The 18757-nt window shown below is 54.1% G+C and carries 22 protein-coding genes; 7 read left to right on the top strand and 15 right to left on the bottom strand.

Annotation, left to right across the window (positions count from 1 at the left end; all coding sequences use genetic code 11):
* Positions 1 to 5: 5 nt before the first annotated feature.
* On the top strand, positions 6 to 578 hold the full coding sequence (gene dolP, locus F3J38_RS18290) for a division/outer membrane stress-associated lipid-binding lipoprotein (RefSeq protein ID WP_167140803.1): 573 nt from the start codon (positions 6 to 8) through the stop codon (positions 576 to 578).
* Positions 579 to 611: 33 nt separating this feature from the next.
* Here dolP and F3J38_RS18295 read toward each other — a convergent pair whose 3' ends face one another.
* Positions 612 to 1313, bottom strand: a complete 702-nt coding sequence (locus F3J38_RS18295) for a pirin family protein (RefSeq protein WP_167140804.1) — start codon at positions 1311 to 1313, stop codon at positions 612 to 614.
* 129 nt (positions 1314 to 1442) lie between these two features.
* Here F3J38_RS18295 and F3J38_RS18300 point away from each other — a divergent pair, with 129 nt between their 5' ends.
* On the top strand, positions 1443 to 2345 hold the full coding sequence (locus F3J38_RS18300) for a LysR family transcriptional regulator (RefSeq protein WP_167140805.1): 903 nt from the start codon (positions 1443 to 1445) through the stop codon (positions 2343 to 2345).
* Between the two features lie 39 nt (positions 2346 to 2384).
* Here the strand turns inward: F3J38_RS18300 and F3J38_RS18305 are convergent, their stop codons facing one another.
* The 11 genes from F3J38_RS18305 to pmbA all read right to left on the bottom strand — a co-directional run bounded on the left by F3J38_RS18305 (position 2385) and on the right by pmbA (position 12096).
* Positions 2385 to 4295, bottom strand: coding sequence for a BglG family transcription antiterminator (locus F3J38_RS18305; protein WP_167140806.1), 1911 nt, complete (start codon positions 4293 to 4295; stop codon positions 2385 to 2387).
* Between the two features lie 24 nt (positions 4296 to 4319).
* A complete protein-coding gene (dagF, locus tag F3J38_RS18310) occupies positions 4320 to 5057 on the bottom strand; it encodes a 2-dehydro-3-deoxy-phosphogluconate aldolase (protein ID WP_167140807.1) in 738 nt (245 codons plus the stop codon).
* Positions 5054 to 6175: a DgaE family pyridoxal phosphate-dependent ammonia lyase gene (locus tag F3J38_RS18315; RefSeq protein ID WP_167140808.1), complete on the bottom strand. Its 1122-nt coding sequence runs from the start codon at positions 6173 to 6175 to the stop codon at positions 5054 to 5056. The genes dagF and F3J38_RS18315 overlap by 4 nt, the downstream gene beginning before the upstream one ends.
* Positions 6159 to 7292, bottom strand: coding sequence for an amidohydrolase/deacetylase family metallohydrolase (locus tag F3J38_RS18320; protein WP_167140809.1), 1134 nt, complete (start codon positions 7290 to 7292; stop codon positions 6159 to 6161). Before F3J38_RS18320 ends, F3J38_RS18315 begins: the two co-directional genes overlap by 17 nt.
* Before the next feature lie 142 nt (positions 7293 to 7434).
* Positions 7435 to 8082: a DUF4310 family protein gene (locus F3J38_RS18325; protein WP_039331390.1), complete on the bottom strand. Its 648-nt coding sequence runs from the start codon at positions 8080 to 8082 to the stop codon at positions 7435 to 7437.
* Positions 8083 to 8094: 12 nt separating this feature from the next.
* Positions 8095 to 8871 carry a DUF4311 domain-containing protein gene (locus F3J38_RS18330; protein WP_034829226.1) on the bottom strand — a complete coding sequence of 259 codons (777 nt, stop codon included), beginning with the start codon at positions 8869 to 8871 and terminating at the stop codon, positions 8095 to 8097.
* A 25-nt stretch (positions 8872 to 8896) separates the two neighbouring features.
* Positions 8897 to 9196 (bottom strand): DUF4312 family protein, encoded by a 300-nt coding sequence (locus F3J38_RS18335; protein ID WP_084937187.1) that lies wholly within the window; start codon positions 9194 to 9196, stop codon positions 8897 to 8899.
* A gap of 2 nt (positions 9197 to 9198) precedes the next feature.
* The gene (locus F3J38_RS18340) at positions 9199 to 9555 is read right to left on the bottom strand and encodes an SFCGS family glycine-rich protein (RefSeq protein ID WP_009087404.1); all 357 of its coding nucleotides are present in this window, start codon (positions 9553 to 9555) and stop codon (positions 9199 to 9201) included.
* A gap of 17 nt (positions 9556 to 9572) precedes the next feature.
* Positions 9573 to 9911: a glycine dehydrogenase gene (locus F3J38_RS18345; RefSeq protein ID WP_167140810.1), complete on the bottom strand. Its 339-nt coding sequence runs from the start codon at positions 9909 to 9911 to the stop codon at positions 9573 to 9575.
* A 263-nt stretch (positions 9912 to 10174) separates the two neighbouring features.
* Entirely contained in the window at positions 10175 to 10561 is a 387-nt protein-coding gene (cybC, locus tag F3J38_RS18350) for a cytochrome b562 (RefSeq protein ID WP_084937191.1), read from the bottom strand.
* A 194-nt stretch (positions 10562 to 10755) separates the two neighbouring features.
* Positions 10756 to 12096 carry a metalloprotease PmbA gene (gene pmbA, locus F3J38_RS18355; protein ID WP_167140811.1) on the bottom strand — a complete coding sequence of 447 codons (1341 nt, stop codon included), beginning with the start codon at positions 12094 to 12096 and terminating at the stop codon, positions 10756 to 10758.
* A 116-nt stretch (positions 12097 to 12212) separates the two neighbouring features.
* On the opposite strand from pmbA, the gene yjgA reads away from it, so the two are divergent.
* Entirely contained in the window at positions 12213 to 12761 is a 549-nt protein-coding gene (gene yjgA / locus F3J38_RS18360) for a ribosome biogenesis factor YjgA (protein WP_167140812.1), read from the top strand.
* 93 nt (positions 12762 to 12854) lie between these two features.
* On the opposite strand, the gene mpl is transcribed toward yjgA, so the two are convergent.
* Positions 12855 to 14210: a UDP-N-acetylmuramate:L-alanyl-gamma-D-glutamyl-meso-diaminopimelate ligase gene (gene mpl, locus F3J38_RS18365; RefSeq protein WP_167140813.1), complete on the bottom strand. Its 1356-nt coding sequence runs from the start codon at positions 14208 to 14210 to the stop codon at positions 12855 to 12857.
* Positions 14211 to 14376: 166 nt separating this feature from the next.
* Here mpl and fbp point away from each other — a divergent pair, with 166 nt between their 5' ends.
* On the top strand, positions 14377 to 15381 hold the full coding sequence (gene fbp / locus F3J38_RS18370; protein ID WP_034829242.1) for a class 1 fructose-bisphosphatase: 1005 nt from the start codon (positions 14377 to 14379) through the stop codon (positions 15379 to 15381).
* Between the two features lie 48 nt (positions 15382 to 15429).
* On the opposite strand, the gene F3J38_RS18375 is transcribed toward fbp, so the two are convergent.
* Positions 15430 to 15693: a helix-turn-helix domain-containing protein gene (locus F3J38_RS18375; protein ID WP_167140814.1), complete on the bottom strand. Its 264-nt coding sequence runs from the start codon at positions 15691 to 15693 to the stop codon at positions 15430 to 15432.
* A gap of 92 nt (positions 15694 to 15785) precedes the next feature.
* On the opposite strand from F3J38_RS18375, the gene F3J38_RS18380 reads away from it, so the two are divergent.
* From F3J38_RS18380 to F3J38_RS18390, 3 genes are all read left to right on the top strand, one after another.
* A complete protein-coding gene (locus F3J38_RS18380) occupies positions 15786 to 16076 on the top strand; it encodes a helix-turn-helix domain-containing protein (protein WP_167140815.1) in 291 nt (96 codons plus the stop codon).
* A gap of 195 nt (positions 16077 to 16271) precedes the next feature.
* Positions 16272 to 16682 (top strand): type II toxin-antitoxin system RelE/ParE family toxin, encoded by a 411-nt coding sequence (locus F3J38_RS18385; RefSeq protein ID WP_167140816.1) that lies wholly within the window; start codon positions 16272 to 16274, stop codon positions 16680 to 16682.
* Positions 16679 to 17008 (top strand): helix-turn-helix domain-containing protein, encoded by a 330-nt coding sequence (locus tag F3J38_RS18390; protein ID WP_052696599.1) that lies wholly within the window; start codon positions 16679 to 16681, stop codon positions 17006 to 17008. The genes F3J38_RS18385 and F3J38_RS18390 overlap by 4 nt, the downstream gene beginning before the upstream one ends.
* 63 nt (positions 17009 to 17071) lie before the next feature.
* Here F3J38_RS18390 and F3J38_RS18395 read toward each other — a convergent pair whose 3' ends face one another.
* Positions 17072 to 18637, bottom strand: coding sequence for a methyl-accepting chemotaxis protein (locus F3J38_RS18395; RefSeq protein WP_167140817.1), 1566 nt, complete (start codon positions 18635 to 18637; stop codon positions 17072 to 17074).
* Positions 18638 to 18757 lie beyond the last annotated feature (120 nt).

An 18757-nucleotide genomic window follows, 5' to 3' on the forward strand; every position in this document is an offset into this window, starting at 1 on the left:
CTCAAATGAAAGCATTGAACGCTGTCGCCATTCTGTTAACCGCCATGCTGCTGCAAGGCTGTGTCGCCGTTGTCGCGGGCGGTGCCGCGGTAGCCACCAAAACGGCAACCGATCCGCGCACCGTCGGCACGCAAGTGGATGACGGTACGCTGGAACTGCGTGTTACTAACGCGCTGGCTAAAGATGAACAAATTAAAAACCAGGCGCGCGTCGTAGTGACCGCCTATCAGGGCAAAGTCCTGCTGACCGGTCAGTCACCGTCACCCGATCTGGCGAGCCGTGCCAAACAGATCGCCATGGGCGTAGATGGTGCGACCGAGGTGTATAACGAAATCCGCAACGGCCAGAAAGTGAGCCTGGGCACATCGTCCTCGGACACCTGGATCACCACCAAGATTCGCTCACAGCTGCTGGGTAGCGATCAGGTGAAATCGTCAAACGTGAAAGTCACCACGGAGAATGGCGAGGTGTTCCTGCTGGGTATGGTGACACAACAGGAAGCAGCGGCAGCGGCAGATCTTGCCAGCCGAGTGAGCGGCGTGAAGCACGTCACCACCGCGTTTACTATCCTCAAGTAAGCGTGAGCAGAGGCGGCCTTCAGGCCGCCTTTTTTATGCAGGCAGATCAATCACCAGCGCACGCAACGGCGTTTTCGCCTGAAGCATAATCTGGTTCTCATCACTCAAAAACGCCCCATCGCCACAACTCAGTAACTCCTGATTGGCACTACTTGCCTGCAAATCCAGCGAGCCGTGAATCGATTGCAGATAAGCGCGAGATCCGTGCAATTTCACCTTGTACTGCTCACCCGGCGCTAACGTCACCTGATGCACCCATACCTGCTGGCGCAGTTGCAAGCTGCCCGCTTCACCATCCGGCGAGGCAAGCAAAAAGCTGGTTTGCTGCGGTAAGGCCATTTTTTGCAGTAAGGCATTTTCACGGTCAGGGCAGGCAGCCAGCCAGAGTTGCATGCGTGTCAGCGGGCGGTCTTTGCTGATATTGATTTCGCTATAGTTTACGCCCTGACGAGCCGACAGCAGCATCGCCTCACCTTCACTCGCCACCATGTGGTTGCCTTCGCTGTCACGGTATTCTGCTTCACCTTGCAGTACCAGATTCAGCACATCCACCTGAGGATAGCTGCGTGGCTGAAACGCCGCACCTGGCGCCAGTACCTCCTGATTGAGCACGCGTAATGAAGCGTAGCCCATCATCTTGGGATCAAAATAGTGGCCAAAAGAGAAGCTGTATCGCGCCTGCAACCAACCGAAATCAGCTTGGCCACATGCGGACGCGCAGCGGGTTTTCATCATGATTTACCTCCGACGCGCTGCGGTGAGATCCGACCGCAGGCTTTATACGTCAATGGTAAAAGGCTGGACGCCGGATTGTAAGCCAGTTAATCTGCCTGGCATGTTCAAATTTACTGACAGAGAACCGACATGGCAAAAGACCGCGCGTTAACCCTCGAAGCTTTACGTGTGATGGATGCTATTGATCGTCGTGGCAGCTTTGCCGCAGCGGCCGACGAATTAGGTCGCGTTCCGTCTGCATTGAGCTATACCATGCAGAAGCTGGAAGAGGAGTTGGATGTGGTGCTGTTTGACCGCTCCGGTCATCGCACCAAGTTTACCAACGTAGGGCGCATGCTGCTGGAGCGTGGTCGCGTGCTGCTGGAAGCGGCCGATAAACTCACTACGGACGCCGAAGCACTGGCCCGCGGTTGGGAAACCCATCTCACCATCGTCGCCGAAGCACTGATACCCACCGATCTGCTGTTCCCGATCGTTGAAAAGCTGTCAGAGAAAGCCAATACCCAGATTTCACTGATTACGGAAGTGCTGGCCGGTGCGTGGGAGCGCCTTGAGCAAGGCCGGGCAGACATTGTGATCGCGCCCGATATGCATTTCCGCGCCTCAACCGAGATCAACACCCGTAAACTCTACAGTATGATGAGCGTTTACGTTGCCAGCCCGGACCATCCGATTCACCAGGAAGCCGAGCCGCTGTCAGAGGTGACGCGCGTGAAATACCGCGGTATCGCGGTGGCAGATACCGCACGCGAACGCCCGGTTTTAACGGTACAGTTGCTGGATAAACAGCAGCGCCTGACGGTCAGTAGCATGGATGATAAACGCCGTGCACTGCTGGCAGGGCTCGGTGTCGCCACCATGCCCTACCCGATGGTGGAACAGGATATCGCCGAAGGTCGTCTGCGTGTGGTGAGTGCCGAGTACACCCGCGAGGTAGATATCATCATGGCGTGGCGCCGCGACAGCATGGGTGAAGCCAAGGCGTGGTGCTTACGTGAAATTCCGCGGTTGCTGGCGAAGCAGCGTGGTTGATTAACACAAGGGCGGCATAAATGCCGCCCTGGTTTACGTTCACATCCGACTCAAACAGTCGATCGCCACCGCTTTAAAACTCACGAAATCCCCGCAGTCGCGCAGCCTGCTCATCGCCCTCTCCCGCAGAAAGGTGACAAACAAATCGTAAATCGCCATCGCCTCTTCGTATTCGCTTTTGCTGATCGCCAGCAGGAAAATCACCGAGGCGGTTTCATCACCCCAGCTCACACCATGCGGTGCCAGCACGGTGTAGACCACGGTTTTTTTCGCCAGCAATCCCAGCGAATGCGGCAGCGCGATGCCTTCACCGAGCAGTGTGCTGACAATCGCTTCACGTTCCTCTACGGAAGGATAAAAGTCGGCATCCACATAACCTTCCGACTCCAGCTGATCGCACAATACGCGGAACAGCGCTGATTGTGTCATTGGTTTGTCCAGCACCATAAAGTGCTGCGCATCGAAGTACTTCTCCAACATATACGGGCGCGTGCGATCCACCAACACCAGCTTGCCCAACTGCTCTAGCTGAAACTCGGTAGGAAACGGTGACATCACCACAATCGGCTTGTTCTTCTCACTGAGACGCGCGGTGGAGATCACGAAATCTTCGTCGATGTGTTCACGCATCTCGTAATCACGCTGCGACAAACGCGCCGTGACCACTAGCTGTGGATATTTGCGCAGCAGCAGTGCTTCAATCATGCGTAGCGTCGAGTTACCGCTGTCACACACCAACTGCACCTGTGGATGCCGCTGATAGCCGACATCATAATGCCGCTCCAATCCCACACCGATATGCAATACCAGAAAACCGATTTCGTTCTCGCTGATGCTGTAAGGCGTATATTTGCCCCAACTGGTCACCGCCGCCAACGTCACGTCATATGCCATCGGATAGTGCTGTTTGATATTGCTCAGCAAAGGATTGGGGATATGGATCTGGTAGCGCACCCGGGTAATCATGGTTTTAATGTGGGTGAGCAAATCGGCCCGCAGTTGCTCATCCTGCTGCAGGCGATAGTTGTAGTGCGTGTTGATGTAGTTCAGCAGGTAATCGACCAGTGCATCGGCATCGTCGGCATTGATGGTGCTCGGTGCCAGCGCCTGAATTTGTCGCGCGGCAATGTTCACTCGCAGCCAGTTTTCCTCCGCCTGGGAAATCGCTTTGCCGACCAGCGGCTGCATCAGGTCCACTAAGTGATGAGCCGCTTCACGGACCTCTTCCCCCACATCTTCTGCACCGGGATCGTTGAGCGGAAAACCTTCGCTGATGCGTCGCACCGCCACCGCACAGTAAATTTGCAGATAGCGCTCGCCCTCATCGCTAAGGCGAATCCCGTGTTGCGTAAAGCAGTGTTGTAGCAAGGGTTCGATCTGCGTCAACATGCCAGCGTGCAGCGCTTCCACCGTCAGCAGCGGGCTATCCGGGGTTTCCTGATCGATTTGCCACAGCAGATCGGTCAGGCAGGTGCGGATCGCCGCCTCACTGCCGAACAGCTTCATGCCGTAGCGCGGCTTGGTTTCAATATTCAGATGATAGCGGCACAGCCATTCACGCACTTCCGCCATGTCGCTTTGTAAAGTTGCCCGGCTGACAAACCACTCTTCCGACAGGTCTTCCAGCTTGAGCGAATAGGCTGCGGTTAGAAAGCGCGTCAACAAATAGCGCACGCGATCCTGCGAGGTGCGCGGAACGCGCAGCGGTGCAGCGCTCTCTTCCTGTAACCGGTCGAAACGCGCCACGTCATCAATCTTCAGTTGATATCCCGCGCCGCGTGCCAGCACGAACTGTGCGCCATGCTGTTCCAACAGCGCATTCAGCGCGGTGATATCGGTGCGCACCGTGCGCGTTGAAACAGCAAAACGCCGCGCTAGCTCATCCTGCGGCAGCGTTTCGTTTTGCAGCGCAGCGAAAAGTTGGGCCAGACGCTGGTTGGGAAATCTCACGGAGCCTCACCTGTTACTGATGGGTTATAGCAATTTCTTGCACGTTGCCAGAAGCTGACGCACATCGTCAATGCGCGTGTCACCGGTTGCGCTATCGATAATCGAACTATAGACGTGTGGGATAACTTTGCTGACACCCGCATCGAGCGCAATCTGCACGATGGCTTCGAAATTGTTGAGGTCGATGCCGCCAGTCGGTTCCAACCAGAAGTCGTGACGCGCACAGGCTTCCGCCACCGCACGATACTCATTCACCGCTTTCAAACCGCCCATCGGGAAGTATTTCACCGAGCTGCCACCCATGTCTTGCAGCATCGCGATGGCGCTATCAATCGGCACAATCGCATCTTCAGCTTGTGAGCTGCGTGGTCCGGTAGAGATTTTCACCAAGCCCGGCGTGCCGGTTGGTGAGATCAAACCGTTCACCACGGTGTGATTCTGGCCGAGCAAAGCACGGCTGGTCGCGACACCGGTAAACACCTGGTTGACGTGCTGAGGTTGCAGCACCGCAGAGATTTCACTCACCATCGCCGACTGATTCGGATCGCCCGCGCCCAACCCTACTGACAGGGCATTATCGATTAGCGCGGCATACTCGCGCATATCAGCGATCGCTTCTTCGTTGGTGGCGTAGTTTTTTGACAGTACGCCGACCAGCACATGGCCTTCTGCGGCCTGCCAAATCTCTTTGGCATTCTGCTTTGAACCGGCCAGGACGTTAAGGCACAGACGGCCCTGATAAAAATTCGGGTTCAGACTCATGCGCGTTTTCCTCCACTGAGTAACGCCTGGATACGGCTAAAGATGATGTGTAATTGGTCAGCGCTGACGCTGCGCACGTCGGCTTCGATAATGCCTTCGTTGGCTTTGTAGCCACGGAAATAGATAGCGATGTCGCCGGTTTTCAGCGCCTGCACCAGCTCACCGGTTGGCCACTGCGTTACCGCTTCATCAAACTTGATCTCCCCACGGGCGATATCGCGCCCCGCCGCATCCCACACCACGCGCGCCGTCACGCCGTTAAGCGTGTTGAGGTTGTCGATAAACGGCGTCATGTTGGCCACCATCTCAGCGCCCGTCGTTTTTGGCTGCACCAGATAGTTTTCAATTGCCTGCGTCAGGCCAAGAATGCCCTCTTTGCCGACTTTCATGGCGCGACCAATGCCGTTGCTTTGACGTTTGACCCATTCAACATACTGGGTACGCCCCATCACCAATCCGCTAGTTGGTCCTTCAATCGCCTTGGCACCACTGTAGATCACCAGATCCGCGCCCTTCTGGTAGTAGCACTGCAGATCTTCCTCTGCCGCCGCATCCACGATTAACGGAATGCCATGTTTGCGGGCGACGACCGCCGCCTGCTCCACGCTGAGGTGGCTTTTCTGCACGCAGTGATGTGACTTGATGTACAGCAGCGCCGCCGTGGTTGGCGTGATGGCTGCGGCCAGCTGTTCAGGCGAACATTCGTTGCTGTAGCCGGCTTCAACCAGACGTCCACCGCCCAGCGCCACCATTGCGCCCACCGGGGCACCGAAGTTCACGTTATGGCCTTTTGGCACCACGATGTCGTGCGGCACGGTCAGCGGTGCGGCATGCAGGTTGTCCAGCAGCCAGTCGTTATCTTTGACGATCACCGCCGCCACGCTCTGTGCGATGCCAGCAGACGCACAGGAGACCACCACCGCGCTCTCGACATCCAGCAACTTCGCGATGTAAGCGCCGGTTTTGTTGACCAGATCTTTGATCTCGAAATAGTGATTCAAACCGTAGCTGACGGTCTCCACCACATCGGCGGAAGGCGTTGAAACACCCAGAATGGTCATACGACCGGAGGCATTGATGACCTGTTTCAGGTCATATTTTTCATAAATCGAAGACATGATTGGTTTTCCCTTCATCAGTCAGATGCCACTCACCCGCGACAACCACGGCCAGCGGCAGCAAATGTTGCTCACCCAAAACCCGTTCGCCTTCAGCATCGACGAACGGGAGGGCTTCCTCTTTGACGGTAAAAATGGTCAGGTCGGCGTCATAACCTTCGGTTAAGCGCCCTTTGCCCGCTAAGCGCAGGCCAGCCGCGGCATGACAGGTGACGCAGTCAATGACCTGCGGCAGCGTCATGCCAATGCTGAAGAATTTCGACATCACATGCGCCAGGCTGTGTACCGGGCCATTGATGCGGTTGCGACAGTAAATGTCGGAGCTAATGGTGTCGGGCAGAATGCCCTGTGCGATGGCCTGACGGGCCACTTCAAAACTGAAGCTGGCGCTGCCGTGGCCGATATCCAACTTCACACCACGCGCGATGGCATTTTTTACCGCAGCTTTCAGTTCACCTTGTGGCGACAGAATGCGGTTCGGTTTGCCGTTAAAGCAGTGAGTGATGATGTCACCGGAGGTGAGCAGATCGGCGATCTCTTCCAGCACCGGTGGATTGTTGCCGATGTGCACCATCAGCGGCAGATTTCCCGCCGCCTGTTGAATCGCTTTGGCGCGAATCAGCGGCTGAATGCCGTTTTCACCCACCACGCTGCTGCTCATACGCGCTTTCAGACCCACGATGAAGTCTGGCCGACGCTTCACTGCCTGCACCACCGCTTCGCCGTCGATCTGCGCCATGTCTGCCAGCTCGTTCTGCGTGATGATGCCGGTGCGCGAAATGTTGATCAGGGCGCGCACCTGTGTCGTGGCAGAACGGGTAAGTTGATAGAAATCGTCGATGTGGTCTGCACCAGTGCTGCCTGCGTCGACGACAGTGGTCACACCCTGTGCCACGCCAATCGCATCGGCTTCATCATGATAAATCGGGGATTTTGGATAGCAGTGTACGTGGCTGTCGATCCAGCCTGCGCTGACATAGTAGCGCCCCGCCAGATCGCGCTCCTGCTGTGCCACGCCGCTCACTTCACCCACGGCGGCAATCTTGCCGTGCTGAATAGCAATATCCACCAGCTGTTCGTCGCACAGACGCGCGCGGCGCAGAATCAGATCAAACATATTTACTCCTTAACGTGCATTCTGCCCGGTGCGCATAAATGCGCACCCTACAAAACACGAGCCGCGATCGACTGCCGAACCCTACAAACCGCGTCGAGCCGTTGTAGGGTCGCCATTAATGGCGACCTGGTAACACATAAAATCAGAGAGAAATCGGGAACATCGCGCCCAGCACCATGGCACCGAGAATCGCACCACCGGTGATCGGTTTGTTCCAGAGATAGAACAGCAGCGCACCCACCAGCGAGCCGAGACCAATCGGAATCGATGCCGCCATCGCAGACAAGATGATCAATGGCCCAAGGAAACGACCTGAGGCATTACCTGCCCCCATCATCACGTCAGCACCGTAAGTGGAGTCGCTTTGATTAATGGTGAACTTACGCGCCAGGATGATCAGATAGCCAATGGCTAAGCCCACCACCAAGCCGGTTGCCAGTGATGCAGCAAAGTTCGCCACCGGGAACACGATGCCTGCACCGAGCAGCAAGGCCGGAACGCCCAGGCCCACACCGGTTTGAATCGCTCCGCCGATATCGAGAATCCCGACCAGCGAACCTTCGATGATACGGGCAAACAGGAAGCTGGCACCAAACGCCGCGACTGCGCCGTACACGCCGGTTTCCATCCCAGAACGCAGCATCGAAACAAATGCCACTTCGTTAAATGCGCCGATGCCGTACAGGTAGTACATGTGCGTACCGGCAAACACCCCGGCGGACAGCAGGCCAACAAAGATCGGGAACGACCAGTCGGCATACCAGAACCCTTTGTTTTCAGTCTCGTTCATTCTCGAGGCTCCTTATTTGCCGCTCAGGCTGTTGTGAATCATGTCCAGCCAGCCAGGAATGCCAAGTTGGAAGGATTGCAGCAGTTTCATGTCGAAACCACGGAAGAAGCCGCTCAGAGCAAACAGCAGCACGATAGCGAACATCATCACTTTGGTGACCTTGTTCCAGCCGCTCTCTTCCACGCCTTTGCCAATCAGGATACCCAGCACCAGACCCGGTACCGCGTTACCCATAATCAGTTGCGCCAGACCACCAAAAATGGTCGCCCAGAAACCGGATTTTTTACCCGCATCAATCGCGGCCAGCCAGAAGATCACTGGCATGACGGTATTGACCAGCAGGTTCGCCGCCGGAACCAGCACTTTTACTGCCGTCACCTGCAACGCAGCAGGCACTGCAGAAGCGGTACTGTTGAGGAACGCCACCACAATCATGCCGATAATGCCGCAGGCAATCGCCATGCGTTTCGGGTTATGCAGGGTTTCCGCGACGTTACGATTTTTCACCATCAACGCTGCCGCACCCCAGTTAGGCAGAATGCGGTGGTCAACGTCCTGTGTGAAGGAGCCTGCGGCGACAGACGATGCCCAAGCGTTAAAGAAGAAGCCAAGACCAAAGGAGAAGTGCGATGCAGGATCGCCTTCGCAGGAGTTCAGTTCACCCAAAGTACGAAACGCGCCCATACCTTGGGTGGTCGGTGCATGAAACATGCGCGCCGCGCCTGCTCCTACCCCAACACCCACCAATCCGCCAATGATCAACGACTTAAACAAAATGATTAAAAACATGTTGTTGTACCTTTTGTTATCGTCTTTATTGAGTCGCTGTGAATTCCACCTTATCGGTATCAATCACGGTGACGCTGACGGTGATCTCCAGCTCAACGCTGTAATTCCGCCGTTCGCGCGCCAGAAAGAAGAACAAGAACTTCTCTGTGCGCACGCTCTCCTGTGCGCGCAGCACCCGCACATCTATGGGTTCAATGCGCAACAGAATCTTTTGACTGGTGCGCAGCACTTGCTGCTGCACCTTACTCAGTGCATCGGCAAAGGCTTTTGCTTTGCTGTCGCCTTTGCCCTGCACCGTGACCTGAGTGTCATATTGCTGTTTCATGCTTAGCTGCCGTGTTTTTTGTTCCAGGCCTGCACCAGACGTTCACCCAGCTCTTCTTTATCCATAAAGCCGAAGCCCAGTACCGTGGCCCCTTCATTGATGGCGGTGACACCTTCGTCAATCGAACGCATACCGTGTTTGGCTTTGTAGCCATATTTATTCTGCGCGGTGATAGCACCCGCGCCGCCGCTGCCGCAGAAAGAGATGCCGAAGTCAGCGTTTTCCGCTTTCATCACATCGCCCAGCTTCATGTCGGCTGCCACGCCCGGCACCACAACGGCACGTCCGCCAGCTTTCTCGATACCGGCTGCTACTTTCTGGCCTTTACCCAGACGATCACCAATCACGACTGTTACCATGTTCATTTCCTCTCAATTCATGCTTCGTTCGATTTCGCCACTTCAATGTGCACAGACAGCAGCCATGCTTCTTCTTTTGGCAGGTTGCCAAACAGATCCACCACTTGCTGTGCCAGCGCCATGGTTTCTGGCGAGATATCTTCAAACAATTCGGCTTCCACATCCGGCAGCGCTTCACCCGTGAGGGAACGCGCTGCCATCGCCCGCACATGCGAGGCCAGCATCTGTTGCTGAACGGCGTTGGCTTCAATGTGGTGCGCGGTGTAAATCGCCGCAATCTGCTTCATCACGTTATCCGCCAGCGCCTGAATTGCTTCCGGCGTACTCTGTTTCAGCGGGACAGCTTCACTCCTCACCTTGTAACTCCTGTTAACTGCGGACCATTAGAGATAATTCGCGTTGAAAAGAAATTACGCTTTCCGTTAGCGTCTGTGGAGACGCATCTTTTCCACCTCGAAGTGGAAATCCCACGGCTGAGTGTGCGCCAGATCGCAGTACGCACGAACTGTGCGAAACAGGTCACAAAATGCAGAGATGTGATGGTTTTAGGCAGGATGAGCGTTAAAACAAGCGGGCTTGATGAGAGAAATAAGGCCAGCAGGGGTGCTGGCCTGGGTTATCAGCGGAATTTCTTATGGTTGGCGTTACGGATATCTTCCAACTTCTTCGCTTCAGTTTTGGCTTCGTCCAGTTTATTGGCTTTCGCCAACTGGTCGACGACATCAATCTGCGCAATCAGAGAATCAAGACCGGCGTGATAATCCTTAATCTGGGCACTGTCGGCAGCCTGACCTTCCAGTTTTTCCGGCGTGGATTTTTTAGCATCCTCCGCCGCCTGGCGCATCTTGCCGAGTGCGGTTTGCATTTCCTGAGCATCAGAGGTTTTCTTCACCACGCTCAGGCCATCTTTCAGGGTATCCATATCTTTCTCCAGGTCAGCGGCAAAAACGCTAGCCGAGGAGAACAACAGCGAGAGAGACAACATTGCAATCAAATGCTTACGCATAAATATTCCTTATTTCCCCGTCATACTTCACGCTTCAGACACGTTGGCTACGCTCACTCACCCCAGTCACTTACTCATGTAAGCTCCTGAGGATTCACTCGCTTGCCGCCTTTCTGCAACGCGAATTATTTAGGGGTATTATTGTCGGGCAAAAAAAAAGCAGCCACATGGGCTGCTTTCATGAAGCGATGTCTTTATTGTCCGGCGATTTTCATCTCCGGCAGCAGCACCGACCCGCATTGTATATTGCTGCGAGTTTCAATGTCGTTACCGAGCGTTACCATATTGAGCCACATATCCTTGAGGTTGCCCGCAATTGTGATCTCGCTCACAGGATATTGGATTTCACCGTTTTCAACCCAGAAGCCTGATGCACCACGTGAATAGTCACCGGTCATGGCACTAACGCTGGAACCCATCATTTCGGTGACGACTAAACCACGTCCCATCTGCTTGAGGAGATCGTCAAAGCTGTGACCCTGACCTGCGATGCGCCAGTTATGAATACCGCCCGCATGGCCGGTGCTCTGCAGACCTAGCTTGCGCGCCGAATAGCTGGTCAGTAGCCAGTTTTGCAGCACGCCATCTTTAATGATGTCACGCGCCTGGGTGCGCACGCCTTCGCTGTCGAACGGCGTAGACGCCAGCCCTTTCAGCAGGTGCGGCTTCTCTTCAATAGTCAGCCATTCCGGCAGAATCTGTTTGCCGAGCGAGTCCAGCAGGAAAGTGGATTTACGGTAGACGCTGCTGCCGCTGATCATGCCCACCAGATGACCAAACAGGCCCGTCGCCACTTCCGGTGCGAAGATCACCGGTGCCTTCATGGTCGGCAGCTTACGCGGTGCTAAACGCGACAACACGCGACGCGCGCACTCCTGTCCGACCCATTCAGCACTTTGCAGATCGTCGATTGAACGCCCAATGGTGTAAGCATAATCACGCTCCATGTCGCCATCTTGCTCGGCAATCACGCAGCTGGAGAGTGAATGGCGGCTGGAGCAGTAGCTCTGCAGCATGCCGTGGCTGTTACCGAAAACTTTGATACCTACATGGCTGTTGAAGCTGCCGCCTTCGGTGTTGGTAATGCGTTTGTCTGCCTGCAGCGAAGCCTGCTCCGCCTGTGCGGCGAGTTCGATGGCACGATCGGCGTCGATCTCCCACGGGTGGTAGAGATCGAGATCCGGTGCCTCAAACGCCAGCAGATCGGGATCGGCCGGTGCACCAAAAGGATCGACCGAGGTATAACGCGCGATGTCGATCGCCGCCTGCACGGTGCGTTTAATCGCATCCGGGCTAAGATCGGTAGAGGAAGCACTGCCTTTGCGGTTTTGATGATAGACGGTGATGCCAAGCGCACCATCGCTGTTGAACTCGACGTTTTCAACTTCGCCGTAACGGGTGCTGACGCCGATGCCGGTGGTTTTGGTGACTGCCACTTCTGCACCATCGGTGTTGGCTTTCGCCAGTTCCAGCGCCTGTGCGACAGCCTGTTCTAACACTTTACGTTGTTCTGCAACCTGAGTAGATACGTTCATCGACCTGCCGTCTAATCTTAAGTATGAATTTATTGAGTCTATCAGACTCAGAGAACAATTTCGCAGTCGCCCGATAAACTGGTAGGATTAGCCTCTTTTTTTTAGGGAGCCAAGAGATGACCAAGCAGCCCGATGACTGGCTCGACGATGTGCCAGATAATCAAAACGAAGAAGATGAAGACGAAGAGATTATCTGGGTCAGCAAAAGCGAAATTAAACGCGACGCCGAAGAGCTGAAACGCCTTGGCGCCGAGTTAGTTGATCTGGGGAAAAACTCCCTCGACAAGATTCCACTCGACGAAGATTTGCGTGCCGCCATTGAACTGGCGCAGCGTATTAAGAAGGAAGGCCGTCGCCGCCAGTTACAGCTGATCGGTAAGATGTTGCGCGCGCGCGACGAAGATCCGATCCGTCAGGCACTGGATAAGCTGAAGAACCGCCACAACCAGCAGGTTGCGCTGTTCCATAAACTCGAGCAATTGCGCGATCGTTTGATTGAGAAAGGCGATGACGCCGTCGCAGAAGTGATTAACCTCTATCCCGAGGCCGATCGTCAGCAACTGCGCAGCATGATCCGCAATGCACAGAAAGAGAAAGCCGCGAACAAGCCGGTAAAATCCGCCCGTCAGATTTTCCAGTATCTGCGCGAGCTGGCAGAAGCGTAAGTTTACTGCGCGCATTAAAAAGGTCGCCATCAATGGCGACCCTACGGTGAAATTGCGCGGTTGATAGGGTGGCCATTCCTGGCCACCACTTAATCAACGCCCTAATCTCTCCAGCAATTTCTGGTGAATCCCACCGAACCCACCGTTACTCATCACCAGGATTGAATCACCTGGCTGAGCTTCCTTCGCCACCATTTCTACCAGCGTATCAATGTCGGCACTCCACTGAGCGGGCTGAATACAGGCTTCCGCAACATCCGAAACCTGCCACGGGATGTGGTGTGGTTGGAACAGGAACACTTTATCCGCACGGCCCAATGAGGGTGCCAGGTCGTTTTTGCTGACCCCCATTTTCATGGTGTTGGAGCGGGGTTCTAGCACCGCCAAAATACGCGCGGTCCCGCCCACTTTGCTGCGCAACGCCGCCAGCGTAGCGTGAATCGCGGTGGGATGATGGGCAAAATCGTCATACACCTTGACGCCATTAACATCACCACGCAATTCCAGACGACGACGCGCATTGATGAAGCTGCTCAGCGCTTCACCGGCATCGACAGGTTTCACGCCCACATGACGCGCCGCGGCAATCGCCATCAGCCCGTTGTGCATGTTGTGTTCACCCACCAGCGCCCAGTTCACCTCCCCGACCTTCTCACCGTCGAGCCAGATTTCCCAATGCGATGAGTCAGGCGTCAGCTTTTTCGCCTGCCAGTGGCCGTTGTCGCCGACGGTTTCCTGTTCGCTCCAGCATCCCATCGCCATGACCTGCTTGAGATTGTGATCGTGCTCCGGCAGCAGGATTTTGCCCTGGCCAGGTACGATGCGAATCAGGTGATGGAACTGTTTCTGGATCGCACGTAGATCGTCAAAGATATCGGCATGATCGAATTCGAGATTGTTGAGGATCAGCGTGCGCGGGCAGTAATGGACAAATTTCGAGCGTTTGTCAAAGAAGGCACTGTCGTACTCATCCGCCTCAATGACGAAGAATGGACTTTTTCCTAATTTTGCCGAAACCTCGAAATTTCCTGGCACCCCACCGATGATAAAGCCCGGCTCAAGGCCACAGGCCTCCAGAATCCACGCAGCCATGCCTGCTGTGGTGGTTTTTCCGTGCGTCCCCGCCACCGCCAGTACCCAACGGTCACGCAGCACGAAATCATGCAGCCATTGTGGGCCAGAGAGGTAGGGAATATTGCGTTCCAGTACCGCTTCCACACAAGGATTGCCGCGCGTCATGGCGTTGCCAATGATCACCAGATCCGGTTGAGGATCAAGCTGACTGGCATCGTAACCTTCTGTTAATTCAATACCTTGCTGCTCCAGCAACGTGCTCATCGGCGGGTAAACATTGGCGTCCGAGCCGGTCACTTCGTGTCCCAGCGAACGGGCCAGCATTGCCAGTCCGCCCATGAAAGTGCCACAAATCCCAAGGATGTGAATACGCATAAAGAGATCCATTACTCAAAAGTTCGGCGCACAGTGTAACCCCGAGCAGAGTGGGAAGAAACGGATTAGGACTATGGTTTTTAAAGTTCAATCGGCTAAACTGCGCTCATACGTTGGTAGCGTGTTACTACTGCTACCACTCCATCGTAGATTCAGGGAATGTGTTATGAAAACGTTAGGCGAATTCATCGTCGAGAAGCAACACGACTTTCCACACGCCACAGGTGAACTGACGGCGCTGATTTCCTCCATTAAGCTGGGAGCGAAGATTATCCACCGCGACATCAACAAAGCGGGTCTGGTGGATATTCTGGGTGCCAGCGGCGTGGAAAACGTGCAGGGCGAACAGCAGATGAAGCTGGACCTCTTCGCGAATGAAAAACTGAAAGCTGCCCTGAAAGCGCGTGGTGTGGTTGCCGGTATTGCTTCCGAAGAAGAAGACGAGTTCGTGATCTTCGAAGGTTCAGAAGACGGCAAATATGTGGTGTTGATGGATCCGCTGGACGGTTCGTCTAACATCGACGTTAACGTTTCCGTTGGCACCATCTTCTCGATCTACCACCGTATCAGCGAGCCGGGTACACCGATCACTGAAGCGGACTTCATGCAGCCGGGCAACAAGCAAGTTGCTGCAGGCTACGTGGTTTACGGCTCCTCGACCATGATGGTGTACACCACCGGCGTGGGCGTGCATGCCTTTACCTACGATCCTTCACTCGGTGTTTTCTGCCTGAGCCACGAGCGCATGACCTTCCCAGAGAAGGGTTACACCTACTCTATCAACGAAGGTAACTACATTCGCTTCCCTCAGGGCGTGAAGAAATACCTGAAGTTCTGCCAGGAAGAAGATATCGCCACTAAGCGCCCATACACCTCGCGCTATATCGGTTCACTGGTGGCAGACTTCCACCGTAACCTGCTGAAAGGCGGCATCTATCTGTATCCAAGCACCGCAAGCCACCCGAAAGGCAAGCTGCGTCTGCTGTATGAGTGCAACCCAATGGCATTCCTGGCTGAACAAGCCGGTGGTAAAGCCAGCGACGGTGCCAACCGTATCCTGGATATTCAGCCAGAAACGCTGCACCAGCGCTGCCCGTTCTTCTGCGGCAACGATGCGATGGTCGATGACGTCGAGCGCTTTATGCGTGAGTTCCCAGACAGTCACGAGTAAGTGGATCTGAGATGAAAAAAGCCCGCTAACCAGCGGGCTTTTTGTTGCTTACTCCACCCTGCGTATTTTGGCCTGGCGATCAATCAATTCACCCTGTGATGAATAATATCGACTTGGCCATATTTCATCCGGTGTAACACCAATGGCTTCAGCAATTAGCCATTCACCTTTCGGCCAAGGTCGAATCAACGCATTGCCCAGTGTGGTCGAGCATAAACCCGCCTCTCTTGATACAGCGGCTAATGAAGTCCCTTTCTTACGTAAGGCAGCAATGATATCGGCCTGATGCCAGTCTTGCTTGGTTTCACCCACGTTACTCTCCTTAGTTATCGTTATACGTTTCAATAACGATACTACGTTACTCGTAGTATCTGACAAGCAGTAAATCTACGATTCTCGTAGCCATGAAACCGACCTCCTCCCTGCAAGACACTTTCTGCCGACGCCTGAAACAAGCGCGTCTTGGGAAGGGTTTTTCGCAAAAAGGGTTAGGAATTGCCGCTGGCATTGAAGAGTTTTCCGCCAGTGCGCGCATCAATCGCTATGAAGTGGGTAAGCACCAGCCTGATTTACTGACGCTGCAACTGCTGGCAAAAGCGCTGGAGATTCCCGCCGCCTATCTTCTGGCAGAAGATGACCAGTTGGCCGAAATGATCTTGCGCTTTCCCGATGAGAAAAATACCAACGCGCGTTAATGCGCTTTGCTAATGCTTTACGCGGTTACCACGCGGAATTGCGCCATCGATTCCTGTAGCTGCTGTGATTGCGCTTCCAGCGATTGCGTTGCCGCGCTGGCTTCTTCCACCTGCGCGATGTTCTCCTGCCTGTAGCATTGAATCTTACAATAATCCTGGCTATAGTATTTTTTACCACAGCCAGGGCGATATCAAATGGAAATTGAGTTAAGAATTTTCGTCGAGTGGAGCTACAACAAGAAGCGAAAGAAATCAAAAATCAGTGATACTGATTTACGCACTGTTGCAGCTGAGCTTCTCGAAGACATTAAGAATGGATCAACTAAAGCCGCATTGGGCGGTGGAGTGTTTAAAAAGCGTTTGGGTGACGAAGATAGCGCAAGAACCATTGTTGCCTATCATCATGGTGATAAGCTCTACTTTATCGATGGTTGGGAAAAAAAAGAGATCCCTAAAAACAAGCGTGAGATAGATGACTCTGATCTAAAAGTGTTCAGACAAATCTCCAAAGCTGCTAAGGCTTACACCGCAGAACAAATCGAAAAGCTAGAGAAAAATCGGATTTATGTAGAGCTACCCTCTATTAATCAGGAGAGTACAAAATGAGGATTAATAGGCGCGTACTGAAAATGCACGCAATGATGAAACGCCAGTTTAAGGCGGGTCTAATCTCAGCAGATATGATGCAAGAGGCTGATGCAATCTTTGCAGAAGCAAAGTTAGAGGCAATGAAAGATTCAATCACTGGCGAACGCATCAAGGCGATGCGCGCACGTGAGAAATTGAGTCAAAGCCAGTTTGCCGAACGTATCGAGGTTTCTACGACCTGTCTCCAGAAATGGGAGCGAGGCGCAACAAAACCTAAAGGGATTGTTGCACTGGCATTGAGGCACATTGAGGCTAAAGGGCTTGATGATTTTTTAGCGGTCTAAACTGCACGAACCAACCCGCGCCGGCGCTGAACAATTACCAGTAACGGGCGGGTATAGAGATAATTAAATAGTATTAGTCGTCACGCGGAACTGCGCCATCGACTGCTGTAGCTGCTGTGATTGTGCTTCCAGCGATTGCGTTGCCGCGCTGGCTTCTTCCACTAACGCAGCGTTTTGCTGTGCGGCTTCATCCATCTGCGTCACCGCCTGATTCACCTGCTCAATCCCGCGACTCTGCTCTTCAGACGCAATCGAAATCTCCTTCATCAGTGAAGTGACGCGCATCACTTCACTGGAGATCTCATCCATGGTTTCGCCTGCGCGGGTTGCCATGTCGCTGCCCTCTTTGACGCGCGTCTGCGATTCGCTGATCAATTCACGAATCTCTTTTGCGGCGGTGGCACTGCGTCCGGCCAAGGTACGCACTTCGTTAGCCACCACGGCAAATCCGCGCCCCTGCTCGCCTGCACGTGCCGCTTCTACCGACGCATTGAGCGCCAGGATGTTGGTCTGGAAAGAGATGCCATCAATAACACTGAGAATGTCGCCGATACGGTTGGAACTTTGGGTAATCTCCTGCATCTTCTCCATCACATAGCCCACCACTTCGGCACCGCGATCGGCACTGTCAGACACATTGCTGGCCAACTGGTTGGCCTGCTGCGCGTTGCTGGCGTTAAGACGCACAGTGGCGGTGAGCTGCTCCATGCTGGCAGCGGTTTGCTCCAGTGAAGCCGCAGATTCCTCAGTGCGCTGCGATAAATGGACTGTGCCGGCGGCCAGTTCACGGCTGCCCACATCAATCTGCAAGCTGGCTTCACGCACCTGACTGACTGACTCACTCAGCGCCAGCTGCATTTCAGCCAATGCGCCGTTTAAGCGACCAATTTCATTTTTGCCTGCTTGCGGCAACGGCTGTGATAAATCACCCGCCGCGATTTGCTCCAGATGCTTGATGGCTTGATTCAATGGCTCCATAAACAGACGGCGCAAAAGCTGCCATGACAGCACGATAAGCAGCAGCGTTAAGACCATTGCCACACCGATGAGCACTTTCATTTTTACTTCATTATCAGCAGCTTGCTGCATGCGCGCAGCGGAGACTTCATCGGCATAAATACTGAAATCATTGACGGCTTTGGAATAGTTAGCGGCAAGTTGAGATTGTTTGCCTTCCAGCACCTGATAATACTCATCGGTATACTGTTTAGTCAGCGCATCCATCATCGGTTGAATGCCCTCTTTATCGTAAATCGTATAGGTCGACACGATAGCATCCGCTAGCTCCTTACCGTGGGCCGTGACGGTACCTGCATCCACAAAGGCTTTGAGCAGTTTGTGCGAGCTATCCACCGCAGCCTGCGCCTGTCCGGTCACTTTAGCCCCATCATCTAACAAACCGATTTCAATTTTACGCACTGCCAAGGCGGCGTTGGCACGAGCACGCATCAGTTCAGAACGGCTTTGGTACAGCTTGTTCAGCTCAATGCCCTGAATACGGTTGATGGCATCCAATGACTGGTTGCCCGCATTGATGGCATAAATGCCCATAAAACTTACCGCCAGCAGTAGCAGCGTCATGCAGAAGAGTAAGGCACGTATTCCATTTCTAATCGATAGCTGTTTCATGATCATTCCCGTGTGTATGAAAAAAGGCAGAACTCCACTGGCCCTAAAACGGAGAGATTATCGGCAGCCGATCGTAGAAACTTTATCCAAAGTTGAGGGAGTCATGACAATCAATCAACA

The sequence above is a fragment of the Candidatus Pantoea formicae genome (assembly GCF_011752625.1).
GTDB lineage: Bacteria > Pseudomonadota > Gammaproteobacteria > Enterobacterales > Enterobacteriaceae > Pantoea > Pantoea formicae.